Source organism: Levilactobacillus sp. HBUAS70063 (assembly GCF_038374745.1).
In the GTDB taxonomy this organism is placed as follows: Bacteria; Bacillota; Bacilli; order Lactobacillales; family Lactobacillaceae; genus Levilactobacillus.
In genome coordinates, this window is sequence record NZ_JBANSM010000002.1 from 397,091 (window position 1) to 418,668 (window position 21,578).

Annotated in this window: 15 protein-coding genes; 12 read left to right on the forward strand and 3 right to left on the reverse strand. The window is 52.0% G+C overall.

What is annotated here, in order from left to right; all coding sequences use genetic code 11:
- Positions 1-3 precede the first annotated feature (3 nt).
- From V8I28_RS04795 to V8I28_RS04815, 5 genes are all read left to right on the forward strand, one after another.
- Positions 4-945, forward strand: coding sequence for a DUF6681 family protein (locus V8I28_RS04795; protein ID WP_341778975.1), 942 nt, complete (start codon positions 4-6; stop codon positions 943-945).
- Positions 946-2,043: 1,098 nt separating this feature from the next.
- Positions 2,044-2,784 (forward strand): amino acid ABC transporter ATP-binding protein, encoded by a 741-nt coding sequence (locus V8I28_RS04800; protein ID WP_341778976.1) that lies wholly within the window; start codon positions 2,044-2,046, stop codon positions 2,782-2,784.
- A 20-nt stretch (positions 2,785-2,804) separates the two neighbouring features.
- Positions 2,805-3,641, forward strand: coding sequence for a transporter substrate-binding domain-containing protein (locus tag V8I28_RS04805; protein ID WP_341778977.1), 837 nt, complete (start codon positions 2,805-2,807; stop codon positions 3,639-3,641).
- Positions 3,638-4,276 (forward strand): amino acid ABC transporter permease, encoded by a 639-nt coding sequence (locus tag V8I28_RS04810; RefSeq protein ID WP_341778978.1) that lies wholly within the window; start codon positions 3,638-3,640, stop codon positions 4,274-4,276. The genes V8I28_RS04805 and V8I28_RS04810 overlap by 4 nt, the downstream gene beginning before the upstream one ends.
- A gap of 19 nt (positions 4,277-4,295) precedes the next feature.
- The gene (locus V8I28_RS04815) at positions 4,296-4,949 is read left to right on the forward strand and encodes an amino acid ABC transporter permease (protein WP_341779020.1); all 654 of its coding nucleotides are present in this window, start codon (positions 4,296-4,298) and stop codon (positions 4,947-4,949) included.
- 643 nt (positions 4,950-5,592) lie between these two features.
- Here the strand turns inward: V8I28_RS04815 and hflX are convergent.
- Positions 5,593-6,870 carry a GTPase HflX gene (gene hflX / locus V8I28_RS04820; protein ID WP_341778979.1) on the reverse strand — a complete coding sequence of 426 codons (1,278 nt, stop codon included), beginning with the start codon at positions 6,868-6,870 and terminating at the stop codon, positions 5,593-5,595.
- A gap of 436 nt (positions 6,871-7,306) precedes the next feature.
- Here hflX and V8I28_RS04825 point away from each other — a divergent pair, with 436 nt between their 5' ends.
- The 7 genes from V8I28_RS04825 to V8I28_RS04855 all read left to right on the forward strand — a co-directional run bounded on the left by V8I28_RS04825 (position 7,307) and on the right by V8I28_RS04855 (position 17,784).
- The gene (locus V8I28_RS04825; RefSeq protein WP_341778980.1) at positions 7,307-8,938 is read left to right on the forward strand and encodes a peptide ABC transporter substrate-binding protein; all 1,632 of its coding nucleotides are present in this window, start codon (positions 7,307-7,309) and stop codon (positions 8,936-8,938) included.
- A gap of 272 nt (positions 8,939-9,210) precedes the next feature.
- Positions 9,211-10,836, forward strand: coding sequence for a peptide ABC transporter substrate-binding protein (locus V8I28_RS04830; RefSeq protein WP_341778981.1), 1,626 nt, complete (start codon positions 9,211-9,213; stop codon positions 10,834-10,836).
- A 1,086-nt stretch (positions 10,837-11,922) separates the two neighbouring features.
- Positions 11,923-13,551, forward strand: a complete 1,629-nt coding sequence (locus V8I28_RS04835) for a peptide ABC transporter substrate-binding protein (RefSeq protein WP_341778982.1) — start codon at positions 11,923-11,925, stop codon at positions 13,549-13,551.
- Positions 13,552-13,744: 193 nt separating this feature from the next.
- Positions 13,745-14,674: an oligopeptide ABC transporter permease gene (gene opp3b / locus V8I28_RS04840; protein WP_341778983.1), complete on the forward strand. Its 930-nt coding sequence runs from the start codon at positions 13,745-13,747 to the stop codon at positions 14,672-14,674.
- 11 nt (positions 14,675-14,685) lie between these two features.
- Positions 14,686-15,711 (forward strand): ABC transporter permease, encoded by a 1,026-nt coding sequence (locus tag V8I28_RS04845; RefSeq protein ID WP_341778984.1) that lies wholly within the window; start codon positions 14,686-14,688, stop codon positions 15,709-15,711.
- Positions 15,712-15,724: 13 nt separating this feature from the next.
- Positions 15,725-16,825 (forward strand): ABC transporter ATP-binding protein, encoded by a 1,101-nt coding sequence (locus V8I28_RS04850; RefSeq protein ID WP_341778985.1) that lies wholly within the window; start codon positions 15,725-15,727, stop codon positions 16,823-16,825.
- A complete protein-coding gene (locus tag V8I28_RS04855) occupies positions 16,825-17,784 on the forward strand; it encodes an ABC transporter ATP-binding protein (protein ID WP_341778986.1) in 960 nt (319 codons plus the stop codon). The genes V8I28_RS04850 and V8I28_RS04855 overlap by 1 nt, the downstream gene beginning before the upstream one ends.
- Before the next feature lie 599 nt (positions 17,785-18,383).
- Here V8I28_RS04855 and V8I28_RS04860 read toward each other — a convergent pair.
- Both V8I28_RS04860 and V8I28_RS04865 read right to left on the reverse strand, forming a co-directional pair.
- A complete protein-coding gene (locus V8I28_RS04860; RefSeq protein WP_341778987.1) occupies positions 18,384-19,040 on the reverse strand; it encodes a histidine phosphatase family protein in 657 nt (218 codons plus the stop codon).
- Positions 19,041-19,139: 99 nt separating this feature from the next.
- Complete coding sequence (locus V8I28_RS04865; protein ID WP_341778988.1) at positions 19,140-20,996, reverse strand: cation:proton antiporter domain-containing protein; 1,857 nt, start codon at positions 20,994-20,996, stop codon at positions 19,140-19,142.
- Between the last annotated feature and the right edge of the window lie 582 nt (positions 20,997-21,578).

Here is a 21,578-nt window from a genome sequence, read left to right on the forward strand (position 1 = left end):
ACAATGCTTAGTTTTCTTGATATGGTCAACCATTACCTGGGCTACATCAATGTGAGTGTTAAGATTAAAAACCGCATTTACGTAATTCTGGGTGCGTTAGGGGACCTCTACCTGTTCTACATTGGGGTGCGGTACCTGCAAAATGGTCATCCATTCTGGGGCCTCTTGATTCTGTTGGTGGCCCTGATCCTACTGTATTTTGCCTATCTTAATACGGTTTATTACTTTACGAATAAGAAGGCACCCTTTGACATTTCGCCGAAGATTGAAAAGCTCCTCCACATGAAACCCAAGGAGGCCGATTTGGACCAGCCGAAGCGGACCGTGGGTGGCCGCAATATTCCGGCGAACGGATACTTCGATGAGAAGAAGATATTACCCGGGAAATTAACCTCGACGCCGATTGAACAGGCCAATATCCAACAACTGGCGACGCGCCTGCAACAAAATCAGTTGCTCCAACTGGATTACTCCGGTTTAGGCGACCGCGAGATTACGGAACAGACGCGGCAGACGGGCAAGCCCGTCTACGCCTCCGGCCCCGGGGCCTTGATTCCTTACTTCGACATGCAGACTGAAAACGATCAGTTGGTCGTGTATGCCGGGATGAACCAGGCCGAGAAGCAACGGGTTGGGGTGGTCAGCACGGTTGGCCTCCAAAACGTCGCTGATGTGCGCGACCAGTTCGAACTGTACCTGGCCAACGCCACGCTGGTGGGAGGACCCTTCAAGGTTCTGGGGCGAACCACGGTGATTGAGCAAGAAAATGAATTCCAAGTTGCCGTTCAATTGGCCTACAAGCATCAGGGTGACAGCAATCGGACGACCACGCCACAGGCGACGCGTGAGACCAGCGCCACGTCTCGGCGGACCAGATACGATCAGGCGCCGCGGACGGATACCGATTCGGAACCGATGACACGGACCTCGCGGTATCACCACTAATTGAAAAGTTTAAGCTGAGCACACTGCCAACGATGGTTGACGGTGTGCTTTTGTTAGCAACTCAAGGTTAAAAGTGAAATTAGCGCGCTAATTCCCGGAGTAACTGGATTCATCCCATTAAATTAGTGAAACCAGGTGTTAATTCTAGTCGTTTACAGGTTCATAGCAGGAATTGGCCGCCTTACCGTTCACCAAATATGGGGTGGATCGCGGTGGGCGGACCGGACCGAGACTAGGAAGCGGTCTCGGCCTCGCTTTGAGCCGACAGACCACGTCTCAAAGACGCCAGTTCCCTAACCGGTCAACCCCGCCGCTAAGGGAACTCCCACGGCTGAACCCATATTTGGCTCACTCACGGCTACGACAATACTGACCAGCAACCAGCGGCTTAACATGACGTAACGACTGATTTGCCGATAAACTTTGTCGTTGCTGGTAAGCACCACCTTGCCGGAGATCGCCGGGGATGGAGCCAGCTATGTCGACGGTGTTAGCTGAGGTTTCTTCTCAGCTTACAGCGTGGGGCGACTTGGGAGACTTGCGGGTTTGGCAAGGTTTCCAAGCGAACCGGAAGTCCGCTTCTCAGGCTGGAGGTGTCCCCCATAGCAGGCGGAACCCCCGGCAGGCGTAGGCTCCTGATTTCACCATTTTAGTGGATAGAACACCATCGTTACGGAAATCAACGTTTACCAGCAAGGTCACATTGGCACGTCATGATGGGGAACGATGTGGTGATCATTTGGTTGTGGGCGAGAGCACCAATGAACCGGATGAGCTGGTCTGAATTGCTTCAAGCTCAATCCGATAGCTTAGCCGACCGGAATGTTCGGAAATCAGTGACGCCTATGTTATATTTTCTGACATGGTAATGCTACCTGGCCAAAAAATTTTTACAGGTAACGTGCAGGCCCTGAATCCGTGGTATGCCTAATCTTTTTGGCTTTGAATCTTTCGCGGGGGTGGTGACACCGGGAGTGTTTATTTTGACCGCGTTATTTTTTTGGTTTAGACTCTATTTTAGACACAAAAAAATTCAGACGCGCGGGTGTAGGGAACGCCGACCTGGCAACTACTTTAGTTATGTGGAGGGAAAGACTTATGTCAATGATTGAATTTCACAACGTTGAAAAATACTACGGTAGTTTTCACGCATTACACAACATTAACTTGACGATTGAAGACGGGGAAACCGTGGTGCTGATTGGGCCTTCTGGGTCGGGTAAGTCCACGTTGATTCGGACCATCAATGGTCTGGAATCGATTCGTCACGGTCAATTGATTGTAAACGGCCAAGACCTCGCTAACCCGAAGACGGATATGAACCGTATCCGGAAGAACGTGGGCATGGTCTTCCAGCATTTTAACTTATATGCCAACAAAACCATTCTGGAAAATATTATGTTAGCGCCACGAATCGTCCTGCACCGGCCGGAAGACGAAAATAAAAAGGTCGCCATGGAAATGCTCGACCGAGTGGGCCTGGCCGATCAGGCGCCCAAGATGCCATCGCAGCTCTCCGGGGGGCAACAACAACGGATCGCAATCGCCCGTTCACTGGCGATGAAGCCGAAGTGTCTGTTGTTCGATGAACCGACGAGTGCCCTAGACCCCGAAATGATCGATGATGTGCTGAACGTTATGAAGACCATCGCCCGAGATTCCAGTATGACCACGCTAGTCGTGACCCACGAAATGGGTTTCGCCCGTGAAGTGGCCAACCGGGTTATCTTCATGGCCGATGGTCGGATTCTAGAGGATGATTCTAAGGAAACCTTCTTCGATGGCCAGCCAACCAACGAACGGGCACGCCAATTCTTGAGTAAGATTATTACACACTAGACCGGGGGAGGAATTTTGCGATGAAAAGATTGATTCGAAATCTTAGTCTCTTGCTGGCCCTGGTGGCGGTCTCACTGATGGTGACGGCGTGTGGCAATCAGTCACTTGCCAAGAAGAACGTGTTAAAGACCGATCAACAAGAGAAGACCATTACGTGGGGCGTTAAAGCCGATACCCGCTTATTTGGTCTATTGGATACGAAGGATAACAAGATTAAGGGCTTTGAAATCGACTTAGCCACGGCCCTGACCAAGCAGATGCTGGGAAAGGACGCCAAGGCCAAGTTCATTCAGGTGACGAGTTCTACGCGGATGCCGATGCTGAAGAACGGGAACATCGATGCCATCATGGCCACGATGACCCCGACGCCCGAACGGCGGAAGCAAGTTGCCTTTTCCGATCAATACTTCATGGCCGGGCAATCTCTGCTGGTCAAGAAGGGCAGCAGCATTAAGAACGTCCATGATTTGAATAAACAAAAGGCCACGGTACTTGGGGTTGTCGGCTCCGATTCCGTGGAAAACGTGGCCAAGGTCGCCCCGAAGGCCAAGGTGTTACAACTGACCGACTACGCCCAAGCCATGACGGCCTTGAAGTCCGGGCAGGGGCAAGCGCTGACCACCGATAACGGGATTCTCTACGGGATGTCGCTACAGAACCCCGGCTATGAAGTGACCCGTGGCTCGTTTGTTTCCGAACCCTACGGTATTGCGATTAACAAGAATCAAAAGGACTTCCGCTTAGCCATCAACAAGGCGCTGAAGCAGGTTCGGGCTAGCGGCGAATACAATCAGATCCTACACAAGTGGTTCCACAATGTGAAGGGATTCGACTATAAGGAGGCGGCTAAAGAATGATCCATATCTTTCAAGCTTATGGCGGCACGTTACTTTACGGGCTCGGCCAAACATTGCTGTGTAGCTTCATTGCCCTCGTGTTTAGTTTGATTATCGGGACCTTCTTCGCCTTACTAGAAGAGTCCCCCAGCAAGATTGCTCGGCGAATTGCCCGGGCCTACATCGAACTGTTCCGGAACATTCCATTACTGGTGATCACGATGTTCTTTTACGTGGTGTTCCCGCTTTACGTGGTCAAGATGAACGGGTTTACCGCCGGCACGATTGGTCTGACACTGTACACGTCTTCATTTATCGCCGAAACGGTCCGCGCGGGGATTCAGTCCGTGGATCCCGGCCAAATGGAGGGCTCACGGGCCAATGGTCTGACCTACTGGCAAGCCATGCGCTACATCGTCTTGCCGCAGGCCTTTCGCTACGTGATTCCACCACTGGGCAACCAGTTCGTTAACCTAGTCAAGAACTCCTCGACGTTAGCCTTCGTTGGGGGCTTCGACCTGATGTATCAGGGGAACGTGATTGCCTCGAGCTCCCTGCAAACCATGGCGGCCTACGCCTCGGTCGGGGTGCTCTACCTGATTATCACGATGCCGATCAGCTATTACATGCGCTATCTCGAAAAACGGTTAGCTTAAGGGGAGGAGAATAATTATGCTGCAGAACTTTATTGATGCCTATTCTCCCGACAACCTCCGCTACCTGTTCGGTGGACTGGGCATTACGCTTTTAGTGTCCGTGATTTCGATTATTGGGAGTTTTATCATCGGGTCCATTCTCGGTGTGATTCGTTACGTGAAGATTAAATACGTCTCGGCAATTGTCGGCTTCATCATCGATGTTATTCGCAATCTGCCGTTACTGTTGATTCTATTTTTCACTTACTTTGGCCTGCCCAACCTGGGGGTCAAGCCGGAAATTATCCCGGCGGCCATCCTGGCCATGACGATCTTTGAATCTATGATGCTGGCGGAAATCGTCCGTTCGGGGATTCAAGCGGTCGATCCCGGCCAGATGGAAGGGGCCCGCGCCAATGGCCTCACGTACTGGCAGGGACTGTGGCACATCGTGTTGCCGCAGGCGCTGGTGAAGATGATTCCGGCCATCGTCAGTCAGTTTATCTCGCTGGTCAAGGATACATCACTGGCGACCATCATCCTCTTGCCAGAAATGTTGTTCCGGTCACAGATTATCTACGGCCAGAACACCAACTACATTATCCCGATGTTCGTGGCGATTGCGTTGCTTTACTTCATCGTCTGCTACCTACTCTCATTACTGGCACGGTACTTGGAACGACGCCAGGCTTAAGTCATTAAAAATAAACAGCGACTGATCATCCGTGGTATCACGGGCGATCGGTCGCTGTTTTTGTGCGGTCAATTGGAACTACGCGTTTGCCTTCCGTTCAGCCTCTGCTGGCCACGTTGCCTGCGGCTGTCAGCAATTCCGTCTGCTGTGGGGAACGGTTCCAGCCAAAGAACGGGCTTCCACCTCGCCTGGAAGCCTTGCTAAAACTGCAAGTCTCCCAGGTCGTCCCCCCCAGTAACCTGGCCCGGAACGCCAGCTAACTGGGTTGTCACGGCTGGCTCCATTGCTGACCTCCTCCGGCGTTGTGCCATGGCTCACCGAAGTGGTGCTCGAGACTGACGTCCACAGCAGCGATGGTGGTCGTTAGCTGGGTTGGTGGCGACCGCCAATTTTAGCCGAGAGTGAAGCGAAATATGAGCTCAGCCGTGGGATTCCCTTAGCGGCGGGTTGGGCCGGTTAGGGAATGGCGACTTGGAAACGCCGGGTTTGGGCGGTTCCAAGCGAGTGCCGAGACCGCTTCCTCAGGCTCGGCGCGTCCTGCCCACCGCGATCCAGCTCATCTTTCGCGAACGGAAGGCGGCCAATATACACCAAAAGCCGCCAAGCAGATGCGGCTTGGCGGCTTTGATGATAGGGGTGGGCGTTAGTCCGTGACCACGAACTTTTGGAAACGGTCGAAGTCGGCCTGTTGTAGCTCGACCTTCAGCGCGGTTCCCTCGGCTTCGTAGTTGGTGTCCAGCACGTTAGCATTTTCATTGAGGTACGACACGATTTCACCATCGGCGAATGGCACTAGGAAGTTAGCCGTCACGTAATCGCGGAAGACCTTTTCCTTCATGGCCTTCACCAGAAGGGCCACCGAGTCGGGGTCCTTGGCCGATAGGATGAGTTGGTCACCCACTCGGCTGGGGTAGCTGGCCTCGGTCAAATCGGCCTTGTTGAAGACGGTAATCATCGGCACGTCGGTCACGCCAATCTCTTCGAGCGTCTTCTCCGTGGTCGCCATCATGGCCTCACGATTCGGGTCGGCGTAGTCTACGACCTGAACCAACAGGTCGGCGTTAGCGGCTTCGGCCAACGTAGAACGGAAGGCCTTGACCAGTTGGGTCGGTAATTGGCTGACGAATCCAACCGTATCGCTGAGCAACAGCTTCTTCTGGTCGGGGAAGACCAGTTGCCGCACGCTGGTATCCAGTGTGGCGAAGAGCATGTCCTTGACGAAGACCTGCTTGTCCTCACTCTTACCAAATTCGCGGACCAAGGCGTTCATCAGCGTTGATTTACCGGCGTTGGTGTAGCCGACCAGGGCGACAGAAGGGAGTTGGTTACGCTCCCGCTGTTGCCGTTGGGTGGCCGCAGCCTGGTTGATTTCCTTTAATTCGTGGTTCACGTGGTTGATGGCACGCTGGATGGTCCGGCGGCTCATTTCGGTCTGGGATTCACCGGAACCACGGTTGGTGAAGCCACCGCCGCCACCGCTACCGGTCTGTTGGTCCAGCCGTTGTGAGGCACTGGTGTGTAGCCGGGGCAGTTGGTATTGCAGCATCGCCAATTGCACCTGTAACTTGGCTTCACGAGACTGGGCCCGGTTAGCGAAGATTTCCAGAATTAGGCCGGTCCGGTCAATGATTCTGGCCTTGGTGCCGTTTTCCAAATTCCGAATCTGGCTCGGGGTCAGCTCATCGTTGACGACGATGATGTTCACGCCATCATCGGCCACGATGGTCGCCAGCTCCTCAACCTTTCCCGTCCCAAAGTAGGTGCCGGGGTTGGGCTTGGTCAGCGACTGTTGAATCTCCTCGGCCACGGTCATGTTGTTGGCCTCCACCAAGTTTCTCAGTTCCGTCATGGAATAGTTAAACGTGGCCTGACCAGCGTTTAGCCCAATCGTAATGACGGGTGTTCGTGGGGTTTCTTCCAAAAGATCACCCTCCTTTAAAGTCTATGCCTTGAGTATAACATGTTTAGTCGTGAGCGAATAAGGATTAGCCGGGGTAAGTGCGGGCGACCGGTTAACTGATGTGGTGAGGTCCTTCGGTGGGGGAGTGGACAACGGGAAATGAGTTGACTTTAATTTATTAGGAAAAACTGATGGTTGTGTTAAACGACCATAAAAGGCCGTTCAAGTGCGCATTTATGGCAACTTACACCGGTCCACATCGGCTAGATTGACGTTATTTTTTTGAATAAAATTGCAAATAATTAAAATATAGTATTGATTCTAATTTAATTTTAATCTACAATAATTCCTGTTGCACAAGTTACTTGTGCGGCCGTTGATTGGGGCTGATTGACGCCGATGGTGTGGGTTAGCCGCAAGCAGCGGTGAATTACATATTTAGAGGGGTCGGAATTTTATGAAGGTCAAGTCAATCGTCAAGTTAGGGACGGTGGCGACATTAGCAGCAATTTCGTTAGCTGCTTGTGGCACGTCTTCTAGCAGTAACAAGCAGGCTAAGGATCAAACCTTAACCTGGATGGAAAGTTCTACCTTGCCCACGATGGATAATTCGTTGGCAACCGATGTCGTTTCTGGTGAAACCCTGAACAACACGGGCGAAGGTCTGTTGAAGTTTGGCAAGAACAGCAGCACTCATCCCGGGGTCGCCAAAAGCTACAGCAAGTCCAAGGACGGCAAGACTTACACGTTTAACCTGCGGAAGTCCAACTGGAGTAACGGGGACAAGGTGACCGCGCAAGACTTCGTCTACGGCTGGCAACGCACCGTCAACCCGAAGACGGGGTCCCAATACGCCTACCTGTACGCCGATGTTCAAAACGCCAATGCCATCATGAAGGGCAAGAAGGCCGTCTCCACGTTGGGTATCAAGGCCGTGGGGGACTACAAGGTTAAGGTCACCTTGGTTCACCCAGTCAGCTACTTCCCAACGTTGGTCGCCCAAACCGCCTTCTTCCCACAGAACGAAACGGTGGTTAAGAAGTACGGGAAGAAGTACGCCACGAACGCCAAGAATAACGTTTACAACGGGCCGTTCAAGCTGACTTACTGGACCGGGACGTCCGACAACTGGACGTTGACCAAGAACAGTAAGTACTGGAACGCCAAGAAGGTTAAGCTCCACCAGATTAAGTTCAGCGCGGTCAAGGACCCGCAAACCGCTTTGAGTCAGTACCAGAGCGGCAAATTGGACGCGATTTACCTGAGTGGCCAACAACCGAAGAACTACAAGAACAATAAGGATTACCATGCCCGGAACAGCTCACGGGTCACTTACATCGAATTAAACGAAAAGAAAGATTCTATGCTGCGGAACAAGAAGGCCCGGCAAGCCTTGTCTCTGGTCTTGAACCGGAAGCAATTCGTCAACAAGGTCATGGACGATGGGTCTAAGGTCGCTACGGGAATCGTGACGAGTGGTCTGGCCATTCGCAACGGCAAGGACTTTGCCAAGGAAGGCACGATCCCGGCCGCAACCGAACACAACGTGGCTAAGGCCCAGAAGTTGTGGAAGGAAGCACTGAAGGAAACCGGTCGGAAGAGCTACTCGTTAACCTTGATGGCCGATGATACGGCGCAAGGGAAGAGTACGACCGAATACGTGCAGAGTCAATGGTCCAAGCTGGATAACTTCAAGGTTACCAATTCTAACTTGCCATACAAGACCCGGTTATCTCGGTCGGCTTCTGGCCAATTTGATGCCGTCGTGACCCTCTGGGGGGCCGACTTCCCAGACCCAATCACCGACCTGTCGCTGTTCACGTCCGACAATTCCTACAACAACGGGAAGTGGTCGAACAAGACTTACGACAAGTTGATTAACGAAGCCACGACGACCAACGCCAATAAGCCAGCCGCCCGTTGGCAGAACCTGATCGATGCCCAGAAGGTCTTATTGAAGGACCAAGGGATCATCCCAGTTTCGCAAAGCGGCAAGCCCCAACTGGTTAAGTCCAAGGTTAAGGGTGTGATTTACTTCCCTGTCAGCTCTAACTGGGACTTCAGCCGGGCTTACATTGCCAACAAATAATTAAAACGAACTAGGGCGCCGTGAAACGCCGGTTCTCCCAAGCTCTCAGTAGGTCTATAGGCCTACCGGGGGCTTTTTGGGTCCTTTGAAAAAAGGGGCAAACGGGGTCGACCGTTATTTTTTAGAGCCGCTAGAACCCTGGATTTGCGGCATTTGCGGGGAAAAACTAAATTGAACATTAAAATTCACTATTGATTCTAATCGTTTTGTCATTTAATATGTTATTCAACGTTATGTTACCTGAGGTTAATTTGTGAAGGGGTCGGAATTTTATGAGGATTAAATCAATTGCCAAGTTGAGTGCGGTGGCTGGGATTGCCACGCTGGCGTTAGCGGCGTGCGGGTCCAGTTCCCAATCCAACGAGGCCAAGGATCAAACGATTCACGTGATGGAGACCTCGGCGTTATCATCCATGGATAATGCCAAGGCCACGGATATTATTTCCGGTGAGACGCTGAATAACACGGGTGAGGGCCTGTTGCGTTTCGGCAAGAACAGTAAGACCTTGCCGGGGCTGGCGAAGAGCTACCACAAGTCGAAGGACGGCTTGACGTACACGTTTAACCTGCGGAAATCGCAGTGGAGTAACGGTGAGAAGCTGACCGCCCACGACTTCGTCTACGCCTGGCGTCGGACGGTTGCGCCAAAGACCAGTTCCCAATACGCTTACCTGTACGCCGACATTAAGAATGCCAACGCCATCATGAATGGGAAGAAGGCGCCGGCCACCTTGGGCGTTAAGCAGGTCGGTGATTACAAGTTGGTCGTCACGTTGGCCCACCCGGTCAGCTACTTCCCGACGTTGGTCGCCCAGCAATGTTTCTACCCGGTTAATCAGGGGGCCGTTGAGAAGTACGGCAGTAAATATGCCAGCAACGCGAAGAGCAACGTTTACAACGGTCCATTCAAGCTAACCTCATGGTCCGGGACGTCCGACAACTGGACGTTGACCAAGAACAAGAAATACTGGAACGCGAAGGTCGTGAAGCTCCAGCACGTCAAGTACAGTGCCGTCAAGGACCCACAGACCGCGTTGAGCCAGTACCAGAGTGGTAAGCTGGACGTCATCTCGCTGAGTGGCCAGCAACCGAAGAATTACAAGAATAACAAGGAATTCCACTCACGGAAGAGTTCCCGGATTAACTACATTGAACTGAACCAGCGGAAGGATACCATGTTGAAGAACACCAAGGCCCGGCAAGCCCTTTCCCTGGTACTTAACCGGAAGCAGTATGTAAATAAGGTGCTGCAAGATGGGTCAACCCCGGCTACGGGGATTGTCTCGACGGGACTAGCCATTAGAGACGGCAAAGACTTCGCTAAGGAAGCCACCGTCCCTTCGGCCACTTCCTACAACTTAGCCAAGGCCCAGAAGCTCTGGAACCAGGCATTGAAGGAAACGGGACGGACCAGTTACAGCCTGACGCTGTTGGCCGACGACACACCGGCAGGGAAGTCGGCGACCGAGTACATTCAGAGTCAGTGGAATAAGCTCGATCACTTCAAGGTGACGAACTCAAATATTCCGTACAAGACCCGGTTGTCGCGCTCGCAGAATGGGCAGTTCCAAGCCGTGGTTAGTGGTTGGAGCGCCGATTTCCCAGACCCAATCACCGACTTGTCGCTGTTCACGACCGGCAATACCTACAACAACGGCAGATGGTCTTCAAAGGCTTACGACAAGCTGATTAACGAGGCCACGATTACCAATGCAAACAACCCAAGCGCCCGGTGGCAGAACCTGGTAGACGCCCAGAAGGTCCTGTTGAAGGACCAAGGGATTATCCCAGTTTACCAGACGGGGATGCCGCAATTGGTTAAGTCGAAGGTCAAGGGCATCGTCTACTTCCCGGTCGGCGCCAATTGGGACTACAGCCGCGCTTACGTGGCCAAGTAAAGTTTCTGCAAGGCGGCCATTCACAGCTAATGGTTGAAGGATAGAGATCGACTAAAACTGTTGGTGTCGTACAACTTATGGCATTAATAGTAGTCGATTACAGTTTCTCAGTGGAAAGCGGCCGCCTTACCGTTCGCCGAATAGGGGTTGGATCGCGGTGGGCGGACCGGGCCGAGCCTGAGAAACGGTCTCGGCCTCGCTTTGAGCCGACAGCCTACGTCTCAAAGACGCCAGTTCCCTAAGCGGCATGAACCGTGCCACTAAGGAAACTCCCACGGCGGAACCCCTGGCAGGCGTAGGCTCCTGGCTTCACCAATTTAGTGGACAGAACACCGTCATTACGGGAAGCAGTGTGTTAATTCTACTTTCAACCTTTAGTTCACAGTAAGATCAGTTCTCAACTCCTCAGAGGGTGCCGCTACCTTCTGGGGAGTTTTTGTCTGGTCGCTAGATGCCATGAGGAGAGGCTGACGTGGTTTAACGGGAGCGAGGACCAATTACGCAATTGGCGGGCAAAACGGTCATCAACGGGATTTTAAACCGATTTAAGACGGCGCCAGGGACTGTTTAGTTTCCCATCCGAAGCAGTGGCAGTTTTCTCATAAATGTCCTAATGTCAAAAATTGCATATTAGGCCGTGAATTAAAGGAGAGTGACCGGCCGGGAGTTGGTCACCGTGGTGGTCTAGCCCGGCGAGATAAACGATAAACGAGCGAGCTTTCCCGGTTTAGCGAATTACGGATGAACCGCGGTCTAGGGCGGATAAGCCAATGGGGAAGTCGCCGGGTCAGGGCCTGCGGGGCACGCGCAAAAATCGCGTGCCCCGGTCAGAACCATTATGAATGTATAATAGGTAAATATTTATGTAAGCGTTATCTCGAATTTATCGATAAAATGAGAAAATTTAGGGTCTTTAATTTTATTTTTGCACCCCCAACGCCTATACACCGGCATTCTTAATTGTATATTTAAAATTTATTAGTTTTTACCATTGATTTTAATTGTTTTCTAATATACAATTGGAAACATCAAATTTGAGGATGTCAATTTATTTCACCATACAACACATAGAGGGGTTGGATATTAATGAAAATCAATTCGGCAGTCAAACTCGGGACGGTGGCGACGTTCGCGGCAGTCTTGCTCGCAGCGTGTGGGTCATCGTCGAGTAGTTCTAATGAGGCTAGTAAACAAACGTTAAATTGGATGGAAAGTTCCGCTTTACCATCCATGGATTCTTCCACCGCGACCGACGTGGTTTCCGGTGAGACTTTAAACAACACGGGTGAAGGTCTGTTACGGTTCGGGAAGAACAGTAGCATTCACCCCGGGGTTGCGAAAAGCTATAAGGTCTCTAAAGACGGGAAGACCTATACCTTCAACTTACGGAAATCTAACTGGAGTAACGGGGATAAGGTAACCGCCCAAGACTTCGTTTACGCCTGGCAACGGACCGTTAATCCTAAGACCGCTTCGCAATATGCTTACATGTACGCACCGGTGAAGAACGCCAATGAAATCATGAAGAGCAAGAAGCCCGTTTCTAGCTTAGGGGTCAAGGCGGAAGGCAACTACAAGGTGGTGGTTACGTTAACGCAAGCCACCAGCTACTTCCCATCCTTAGCCGCCAGCCCAATGTTCTTCCCACAGGATAAGTCAGTCGTTCAGAAGTACGGTAAGAAGTACGCTACGAACGCGAAGAGCAACGTTTACAACGGGCCATTCAAGTTAACTTATTGGACCGGGACTTCTGATAACTGGACCCTGAGTAAAAACACTAAGTACTGGAACGCAAAGAATGTTAAACTAAAGAAGATTAACTTCAAGACGGTTAAGGATCCACAAACTTCTCTGAGTCAATACCAGAGCGGCAAGCTGGATGCAACTTACTTGAGTGGTCAGCAACCTAAGAACTACAAGAACAGTAAGCAATACGTTGAACGTAAGGGGGCCTCGACTTTCTACATTGAACTGAACCAACGGAAAGACAGTATGATGAAGAACAAGAAGGCGCGGCAAGCATTATCCTTAGCCATCAACCGGAAGCAATTCGTCAACAAGGTCTTAGCCGATGGCTCAACTGAAGCTAAGGGTCTGGTCTCAACCGGGTTAGCTTCATACAAGGGTGAGGACTTCACCACGGCCGCTGCGGTACCTTCAGCTTACACGCAAAACTTAACCAAGGCTAAGAAGTTGTGGAAGGAAGCCCTGAAGGAAACGGGTCGTTCAAGTTACAGCTTAACCCTGATGGCCGATGATACGCCAGCCGGTAAGAACGCCACTGAATTCGTCCAGAGTCAATGGTCAAAGCTGGGCAACATCAAGGTTACCAACTCTAACCTGCCATTCAAGACGCGGTTAAGCCGTTCCGAAAATGGTCAATTCCAAGCCGTTGTTTCTGGCTGGGGTGCTGACTACCCAGACGCAATTTCCTTCCTTGAAATGTTCACGTCAACCAACTCATACAACCGTGGTCAATGGAAGAACAGTTCCTACGACAAGGATATCGCGGCTGCTGATGGCAAGGATGCCAACAACAAGGCTGCGCGTTGGAATGACATGGTGAGCGCCGAAAAGACGTTGATGAAGGAACAAGGGATCATCCCACTTTACCAACAAGGGAAATCACAATTGGTTAAGTCCAAGGTTAAGGGAGTTATCTACTTCCCAACCGGCGCCAACTGGGACTTCAGTAAGGCATACATTGCCAAATAACAGCATTTAAATTCGTCGTAAAGCGTTAGCGTCAACCTTATAGTCACAATCGGGGAGTAAGGATTAACGAGGCAGTTAGTCCTTACTTTTCGATATTTAGCAATCATTTATCGTCTTGTTGTTTTCATATAATTCTGGTTAAGCGTAACAACTTAATGGTAACGAATAAGTCTATTGATTGAGAGGTAAACAAATGGCAAAGTACCTAGCAAAACGGATCTTCTACCTGATCCTGACCTTATTCATCGTGATTACCGTCACCTTTTTCCTGATGAAGTTGTTACCGGGGACGCCATTGACCAACCAAGCTAAGCTATCCAAGAGTCAGATTGCGTTGATTTACCAGCAATACGGCTTGGATAAGCCCGTTTGGCAACAATACCTGCTGTACCTAGCGGGTGCCGTCAAAGGTAACTTCGGGACATCATTCCAATTCAGTGACCAACCCGTGTCCTACCTGCTTTCGAGCCGGATCGGACCTTCCTTACAGATTGGGCTGCAAGCCATGATTTTGGGGGTCATTCTTGGAATCATCATTGGTGCTCTGGGCGCGATGCGGCAGAACACGTGGGTCGACACCACGACGACCGTTGTTTCAATTATTGGGATTTCAATTCCTTCCTTCGTCTTGGCCGTGCTGTTACAGTACTACCTGGGATTGAAGTTGGGCTGGTTCCCAATCGCCGAATGGGGCGGCTTTATCTACACGGTATTGCCGACCTTGGCGTTGGGCGCGACCCCGCTGGCCGAGTCGGCGCGGTTCGTCCGAACAGAAATGGTCGATGTGTTGAGTTCAGATTACATTGAGTTAGCCAAGGCTAAAGGACTAAGTCGGATGGGGGTTATTTACCACCATGCGCTGCGGAACAGTTTGATTCCGCTGATTACGATTGTCGGGCCTTTAGCGGTTAACATCATGACCGGGTCGATGGTTGTTGAAAACATCTTCTCGATTCCCGGGATTGGGGAACAATTCGTGAAGTCCGTCTTGACGAACGATTACCCAACCATCATGGGCTTGACCATCATCTATTCATTCATGTTGTGTGTCGTTCTGTTGATCACCGATATCCTTTACGGAATCGTTGACCCACGGATTCGGATCACAGGAAAGGCTAACTAGGAGGTAAATAAATGGCAGATACAGTAAAACTCCCAGAAGATAGCTTTAAGCCGATTACGGCCGATGACCGGGCGGCTTTAGATAGTGAAAAGATTGCGGCACCGTCACTAACCTTTACACAGGATGCATGGCGGCGGTTAAAGAAAAACCGGGGCGCCTGGATCTCATTAATTATCTTAGGCATTATCTTCATTATGGCTTTTGGTTCCATCTTCTTTTCACCGCACAACCCCAATGCCGTGAACCCCTCATACGCCAACTTACCATCTAAGATTCCCGGTGTGAACATCAACGGGTTCAACGGGACGTTGGTTCAGGCGGGCGAACGCGTGGATGCCTACAAGCAAGCCGGGGCTTCCAGCTTGCACTACATCATGGGGACCGACTACTTAGGCCGGGACCTGTTCTCTCGGGTGTTGTACGGGACGCGAATTTCTTTAATCATTGCGTTAGTCGCGACGTTATTTGACCTGACCATCGGGGTGACCTACGGGTTATTCTCCGGTTGGAAGGGTGGCCGCGTAGATACCATCATGCAACGGATCATTGAAATCATCTTGTCCATTCCTAACCTGGTCGTCATCGTTCTGTTGATTTTGATTCTGAAACCCGGGATGACCTCGATCATCATCGCCATTGCGTTAACCTCGTGGGTCAACATGGCCCGGCTGGTGCGCGCGCAGACCATGGAGATAAAGGAACAAGAGTACGTCTTAGCGGCCCGCACGCTGGGTGAAAGTTCGCTGAAGATTGCGTTTAAGCACCTGTTACCGAACTTGTCGAGTGTCATCATCATCAACACGATGTTCACCATCCCAAGTGCGATCTTCTTCGAAGCCACGCTGTCCTACATCGGGATCGGGATTTCCTCACCACAGGCTTCACTGGGGACCCTGTTAAACGATGGGCAAAAGAACTTCCAGTTCTTGCCTTATCAGATGTGGTGGCCGGCACTGATCCTATGTATCATCATGTTAGCCTTTAACCTCTTGGGTGATGGGTTGCGGGATGCATTCGATCCGCGGACGAAAGAGTAGGTGAAATAACGTCATGGATAACGAAAAAGATATTTTAGAGGTCCGGAATCTACAAGTTAACTTCAAGACCTATGCCGGTGACGTTAAGGCGATCAGAAACGTTAACTTGGATTTACGGAAGGGTGAAACCCTGGCTATCGTGGGGGAATCTGGTTCTGGTAAGTCCGTGACCACACGGACCATCATGGGGCTCAACGCCACCAATGCGGACATCGTCAGTGGCTCGATTCTCTTCAAGGGTCAAGACCTGTTGAAGAAGAGCGAGAAGGAAATGCAGGCCATTCGAGGCCAAGACATTGCTGAAATCTTCCAAGACCCGATGACTTCGCTCGACCCCACCATGAAGATTGGCCGGCAAATCGCCGAGCCTCTGATGGTGCACAAGGGCATGAAGAAGGAAAAGGCCTTGGCGCAAGCTTTAGAAATGATGAAGCTGGTCGGAATTACGGATGCCGAAAACCGGATTAACGACTATCCGCACCAATTTTCCGGGGGGATGCGGCAACGGATCGTGATTGCGATTGCGTTGATCAACTACCCGGAAGTGCTGATTGCCGATGAACCCACCACGGCTCTGGACGTGACCATTCAAGCGCAGATCCTGAACTTAATGAAGGAATTACAAGACAAGATTTCAACGTCAATCATCTTCATCACCCACGATTTAGGGGTGGTGGCCGGGATGGCTGATCGGGTCGCCGTCATGTACGCGGGTAAAATCGTGGAATACGGCACCGTTGACGAAATCTTCTACAACCCAAAGCACCCATACACGTGGGGGCTGTTGAGTTCCATGCCAACCCTAGATTCGAGCGGCGATTCATTGCCATCGATTCCCGGGACGCCACCGGACTTACTGGACCCACCAACCGGGGATGCCTTTGCTGCCCGGAACGCGTATGCGTTGAAGATCGACACGGAAAAGGAACCGCCGTTCTTCAAGGTTTCCGATACGCACTACGCCGCTACCTGGTTGCTCCATCCGGATGCGCCTAAGGTGACGCCACCGGCTCAAATCGTGGAACGACAAAAGAAGTATGCGAAGATGCAAAAAGATTGGTTAGCGGCCCAAAAGGCGTCGACGCCGATTGAAGAAGAGGAGGAACAGCAATAATGGACTACGAAAATGCCGAAAAAATCCTCGAGGTCAAGCACCTCAAGCAATACTTCAACGTGGGCAAAGCCGATGAGGTCCGGGCCGTGGATAATATTTCATTTGACATCTACAGGGGCGAGACCTTTGGGTTAGTTGGTGAATCCGGGTCGGGGAAGACCACGACCGGACGGGCCATTATTCACCTGTACGAACCAACCTCCGGTGAAATCCTGTTTGACGGGAAGAACGTGGATTCGTTTACCAGTAAACAGGATCAACACGACTTCCGCCAAGAGATGCAGATGATCTTCCAAGATCCTTACGCATCACTGAATCCGCGGATGAAGGTCAAGGATATCGTGGCCGAGGGGATTGATATCAACCACCTCGCCAAGGACGATGCCGACCGGACTAAGCAAGTGGAAGACCTGCTGGAAACGGTTGGGTTGAACAAGGACCACTCGAGTCGTTACCCTCATGAGTTCTCCGGTGGTCAGCGGCAACGAATCGGGATTGCCCGGGCGTTAGCCGTGAACCCCAAGTTCGTGATTGCCGATGAACCCATCTCCGCGTTGGACGTGTCGATTCAGGCCCAAGTCGTTAACTTGATGAAGAAGCTACAACGCGAACAGGGCTTAACGTACCTGTTCATCGCCCATGACTTGTCGATGGTGAAGTATATCTCCGATCGAATCGGCGTGATGCACTACGGCCGGATGTTAGAGATCGCCGATGCCGACGAAATCTACGCTCACCCGTTACACGATTATACTAAGAGCCTGTTGTCGGCGGTCCCAGTGCCCGATCCAGAGTTCGAACGGACACGAGAAGAGATTGCCTACGATGGTAGCGGTGAAAACGACGGCAAGGAACGCCGCTTGGTCGAAATTGCCCCGCATCACTGGGTCCGTGCAGCCGATGATGAGGTTGCCATGTACAAGCAACGCGCTCAGGAAGCGTCGTTGATTAAGGAATAAGAAATAAGAGTGTGAGGAAGGGCGGTTAGCCGGTGAGCATTAACGTCGCTAAGTTAGAAATCCCGGTCTTGGATTTCTGGCTTAGTGGGGTTAAGCGGAGCCGGCTGCCCTGACGAACACGTTTCGGCACCGTAATTGAAGAGCCACGCTTTAAAGTAAGGTCCAAGAGCCAATAGGGTTCTTGGGCCTTTTGCGAAATCCCGGTCTTGGATTTCTGGCTAGTGGGGTTAAGCGGAACCGACTGCCTCGCGGAACACGTTTCGGCACCATAATTGAAGAGCCACGCTTTAAGTAAGGTCTGAGAGCCAATAGGGTTCTTGGGCCTTTTGTGTTTCCCTGAATTCTGCGATCTTCATTCAATCGCCACCTCTCCGCCAAGTTCTTCAGGTCCGCTCAGGATGAGCGGACCCTCTACTTACTACTAATGTAAAATGACGGGATTTTGATGCGGGTAAATTTTAGAATTTAAGCATTCTTAATCTTTGGCGGTGAGCTGGAACGTTAAGCGGTCGGCTAACCCGCTCTTAACAATCTTCCAACGAAAAAGGACGCCCAACCAGCCAAAACTGGTTGAGCGTCCTTTATTTAGCAACAGGGGCTTATAGCGTTCCCTGAGAATTATTGTAGTAATCCACGTGATACTGCCCGTTGGTAACGGTGATCTTCGTGATGCTTCCGTTGTCCACGGGGACCGAGATATCAATGTTAGAGTACTTCGACACCGTACTTCGAATAGTGGTGCTGTGGGTGGCAATTAAGATTTTATCGCCATCGTTAGCCGCCGCAATGGCGCGGTCGAAGCCCGGTTGGAGGCGGGCCCAGAAGGCGGCGTTGTCTTCGGCATCGCCGTAGGGGTCCTGGGCGTGGAACATGTCCTTGGTCTTTTCAATCGTCAGGCCGGCAATCATGTTGTCGAAGGTGTGAAAGCCCTTGGGACTACCCACGGTGTGCCAGGTCTCGCCTTCGTCCATGCCTTCGAAGAACCCGAAGCTTTCTTCACGGAAAGCGGGATCAATCTGTAAGGCACTGGCGTCGAGAGGGTTGGCGGCCAGAATCAGTTCAGCCGTCTTTTTGGCACGCGACATGTCACTCGAGTAAGCCGCCGCGAAGGGGATGTTGGCGAGTCGTTCGCCGGCACGCTTGGCATCGGCCAATCCCTTGTCGGTGAGGGGGGCATCGATCCACCCCTGAATGCGGAAATACTTGTTCAAAAAGGTTTGGCCGTGACGCACCAAATAAAGTTCAACTGTCGCCATGTCATTCGCTCCTTTTAAGTGTTAAGCAACGTGCTAGGTTCCGGAGAAAATCATGAGGTCCAGACCAATAGCAACGGTGCGGTTTTCATTGTAACAGTTTTAGTTCAGAATGCCTAGTTCGCGTCGAATTTCACGAGCCTTTTCCGGCGTGCTGGTGAAGATGATCCGGTCGTTAAATTTCAACAGGGTACTCCCGGTTGGCCGAACAAAGTGGCCGTTGCGGAAGATCTGACTGATGGTGACATCCCCCACAAAGTCCAGGTTGCGAATCTGTTGGTCGGTGTAGCGCCGGTTACGCAGGGCGACTTCGTACACCGCGGAGGTCGAGGCCGTCATCAGCCGGAGCGTGGTTGGCGCTTCGATCAGGCTCCGGAGCATGGCGATGTTGACGTTAGGCGTGTTGTAGACCTCGATGCCCAGGCTAGTCAGCTCGTCCTCCCGCTCGTCTAAGACGTTGCGGTCCTCGAAGCGAACGATGACCCGGTTGACCCCGTAGGCCTTGGCCGCTTTGGCCAGCTCGTAGTTCTTGTTGGCGTTGAAATGCCCAAGGACCACGATGTCCGCATCGAAGACGTCGTGGTCGGTGACGTAGTGGGTGTCCAGCGAATCCAGTAGCGAGACGTTGACCTCGGAATTGTAGGTCTTGTAATTGGCGGGCTTATCGGTGTACATGCTGATGTCGTACCAGCTGTCGGCCAGTTGCTGGGCAACCGGTACCGTCAGGAGGTTGGTCCCGATGAAGTGAACCGTGGATTTCTTCAGGTCCTCGGCCTCGGCGGAGTAGCCGGTGTTAAACAGCAACGGTCCCAGCACACAGGTCAGGATGGCCGCTAACAGGAAGGCTCCGGATTGTTGACTGGTGACGACTTTCATGGTCTTCGCGACCTGCAAGACGGCCAGCACCATGGTAATCGTGGCGGACGTGATGGCCATGCCGGCGAAGGCGTTGCCGCGCTTGAACCGGAGCCGCAGGATGAAGTAGACCGCGGCCTTGGCCAGCAGGTAGGCGACCAGAAAGGCGGGAATCAAGAGGATGGTAGCTGAATCGGACAGTAACGTCCGTAAGTTCAACTCGACCCCACTCATCATGAAGAACATCGGGATGAAGAAGCCGTAGCCGATGCCGTCCAAACGGGTCCGGGTGTCTTCTTGCGGTTGCAGTAGTTTCATCACAATCCCCGCCACGAAGGCTCCCAGGATGCCCTCGGCGCCCACGGATTCAGCGATGACGACCATGCTGAAGATTAGGAAGAAGGCGAGGCGAATGTCCAGTTGCGTGGTGGATTTGTTGATCCGTTCGAAGAAGGTGAAGAATGGCTTGAAGCGGCGGAAGAGAATCCCGGCCGCCAGGAAGACCAGCAGGAGTAGCCACAGCGACTTGCCGCCCTTGCCGAAGATGGACGCGTAGATGGTCAGGGCGAATAGGGGCACGATTTCCCCCAATGCCGCGATCAGCAGGATCGTTTGGCCAAAGGGCTTACTCAGGAGTTCCTTTTCCTTAAGGGTCGCGATGAAGATCCCTAGAGAAATGGTCATGAAGATGATGGCCGCTAACCAGGGGTCCTTGAAGAGCCCGGTCCACTGGCAGATGAAGCCCAGTAGTAGCGCGCTAATCGCGATGGCCACGTAACTGCTGACGGCGATGAAAACGGGCGAGTACTTGGGCGCATTTCCCGCCACCTTAGCGGCCAGTGGCGTCTGCGGACGCTTGCGTCGGTTGAAGAGGCTAAAGTCGATTTCCATCCCACTCAGGAACATCAAAAAGATAACCCCGGTGTTGGAGAGTAAGGTCAGCGTATCGTTGGTGTGAACCACGTTGAAGAGGCTGGGCCCCAACATGATGCCGACCAGGATTTCCACCACGGCGGTCGGTAGCACGGTGAGCTTGAATTTCGCCATGACTAGCGGCGTCACTAATGCGGCGGTTAAGATAATTAATAGAGAAACTTGATCCATAGAGTCACCCCCGAAAATTTCCCCTCAATTATACCAAAGTTGTCGGCGGATAACTGGAATTAAGGTGTCGCGATAGCCGAAAGTTGACGGTTAGTCTGGTAAGTCCTCAGCTATAATCATACGGTAGTTGTTGCTGACCGCCTTACCATTCGCCAAATTTGGTCTGGAACGCGGTGGGCGGACGGGCCAAGCCAAAGAGCGGTCTTGTCCCTCGCTTTGAGCCGACAGACCGCGTCTCAAAGTCGCCATTTTACCAAGTAGAGCACTTGGTAAAATCCCACGGCTGAGATCAAATTTGACTCACTCACGGCTAGATGGGGTGTTACCAATTAGGCTGGATAAACGCTACCATCTCAGCAATGCTAGCGCAATTCTTTTGGCTTCCGTCGATCGTACACCGGAGTCGACCAGAGATGCTGGCAACCGTGATAGCGGTGTTAGCTGATGTTCTGGGTCAGCTTACAGCGCAGGACGTGTTTGGAGACTGACGGGTTTTGTCAGGCTTCAAACCGAGCCGAAGGACCGTTTCTCAGACCGCGGGCGGACAGCTTAAATTATGCCGGAATCTCTGGCAGTCGCAGG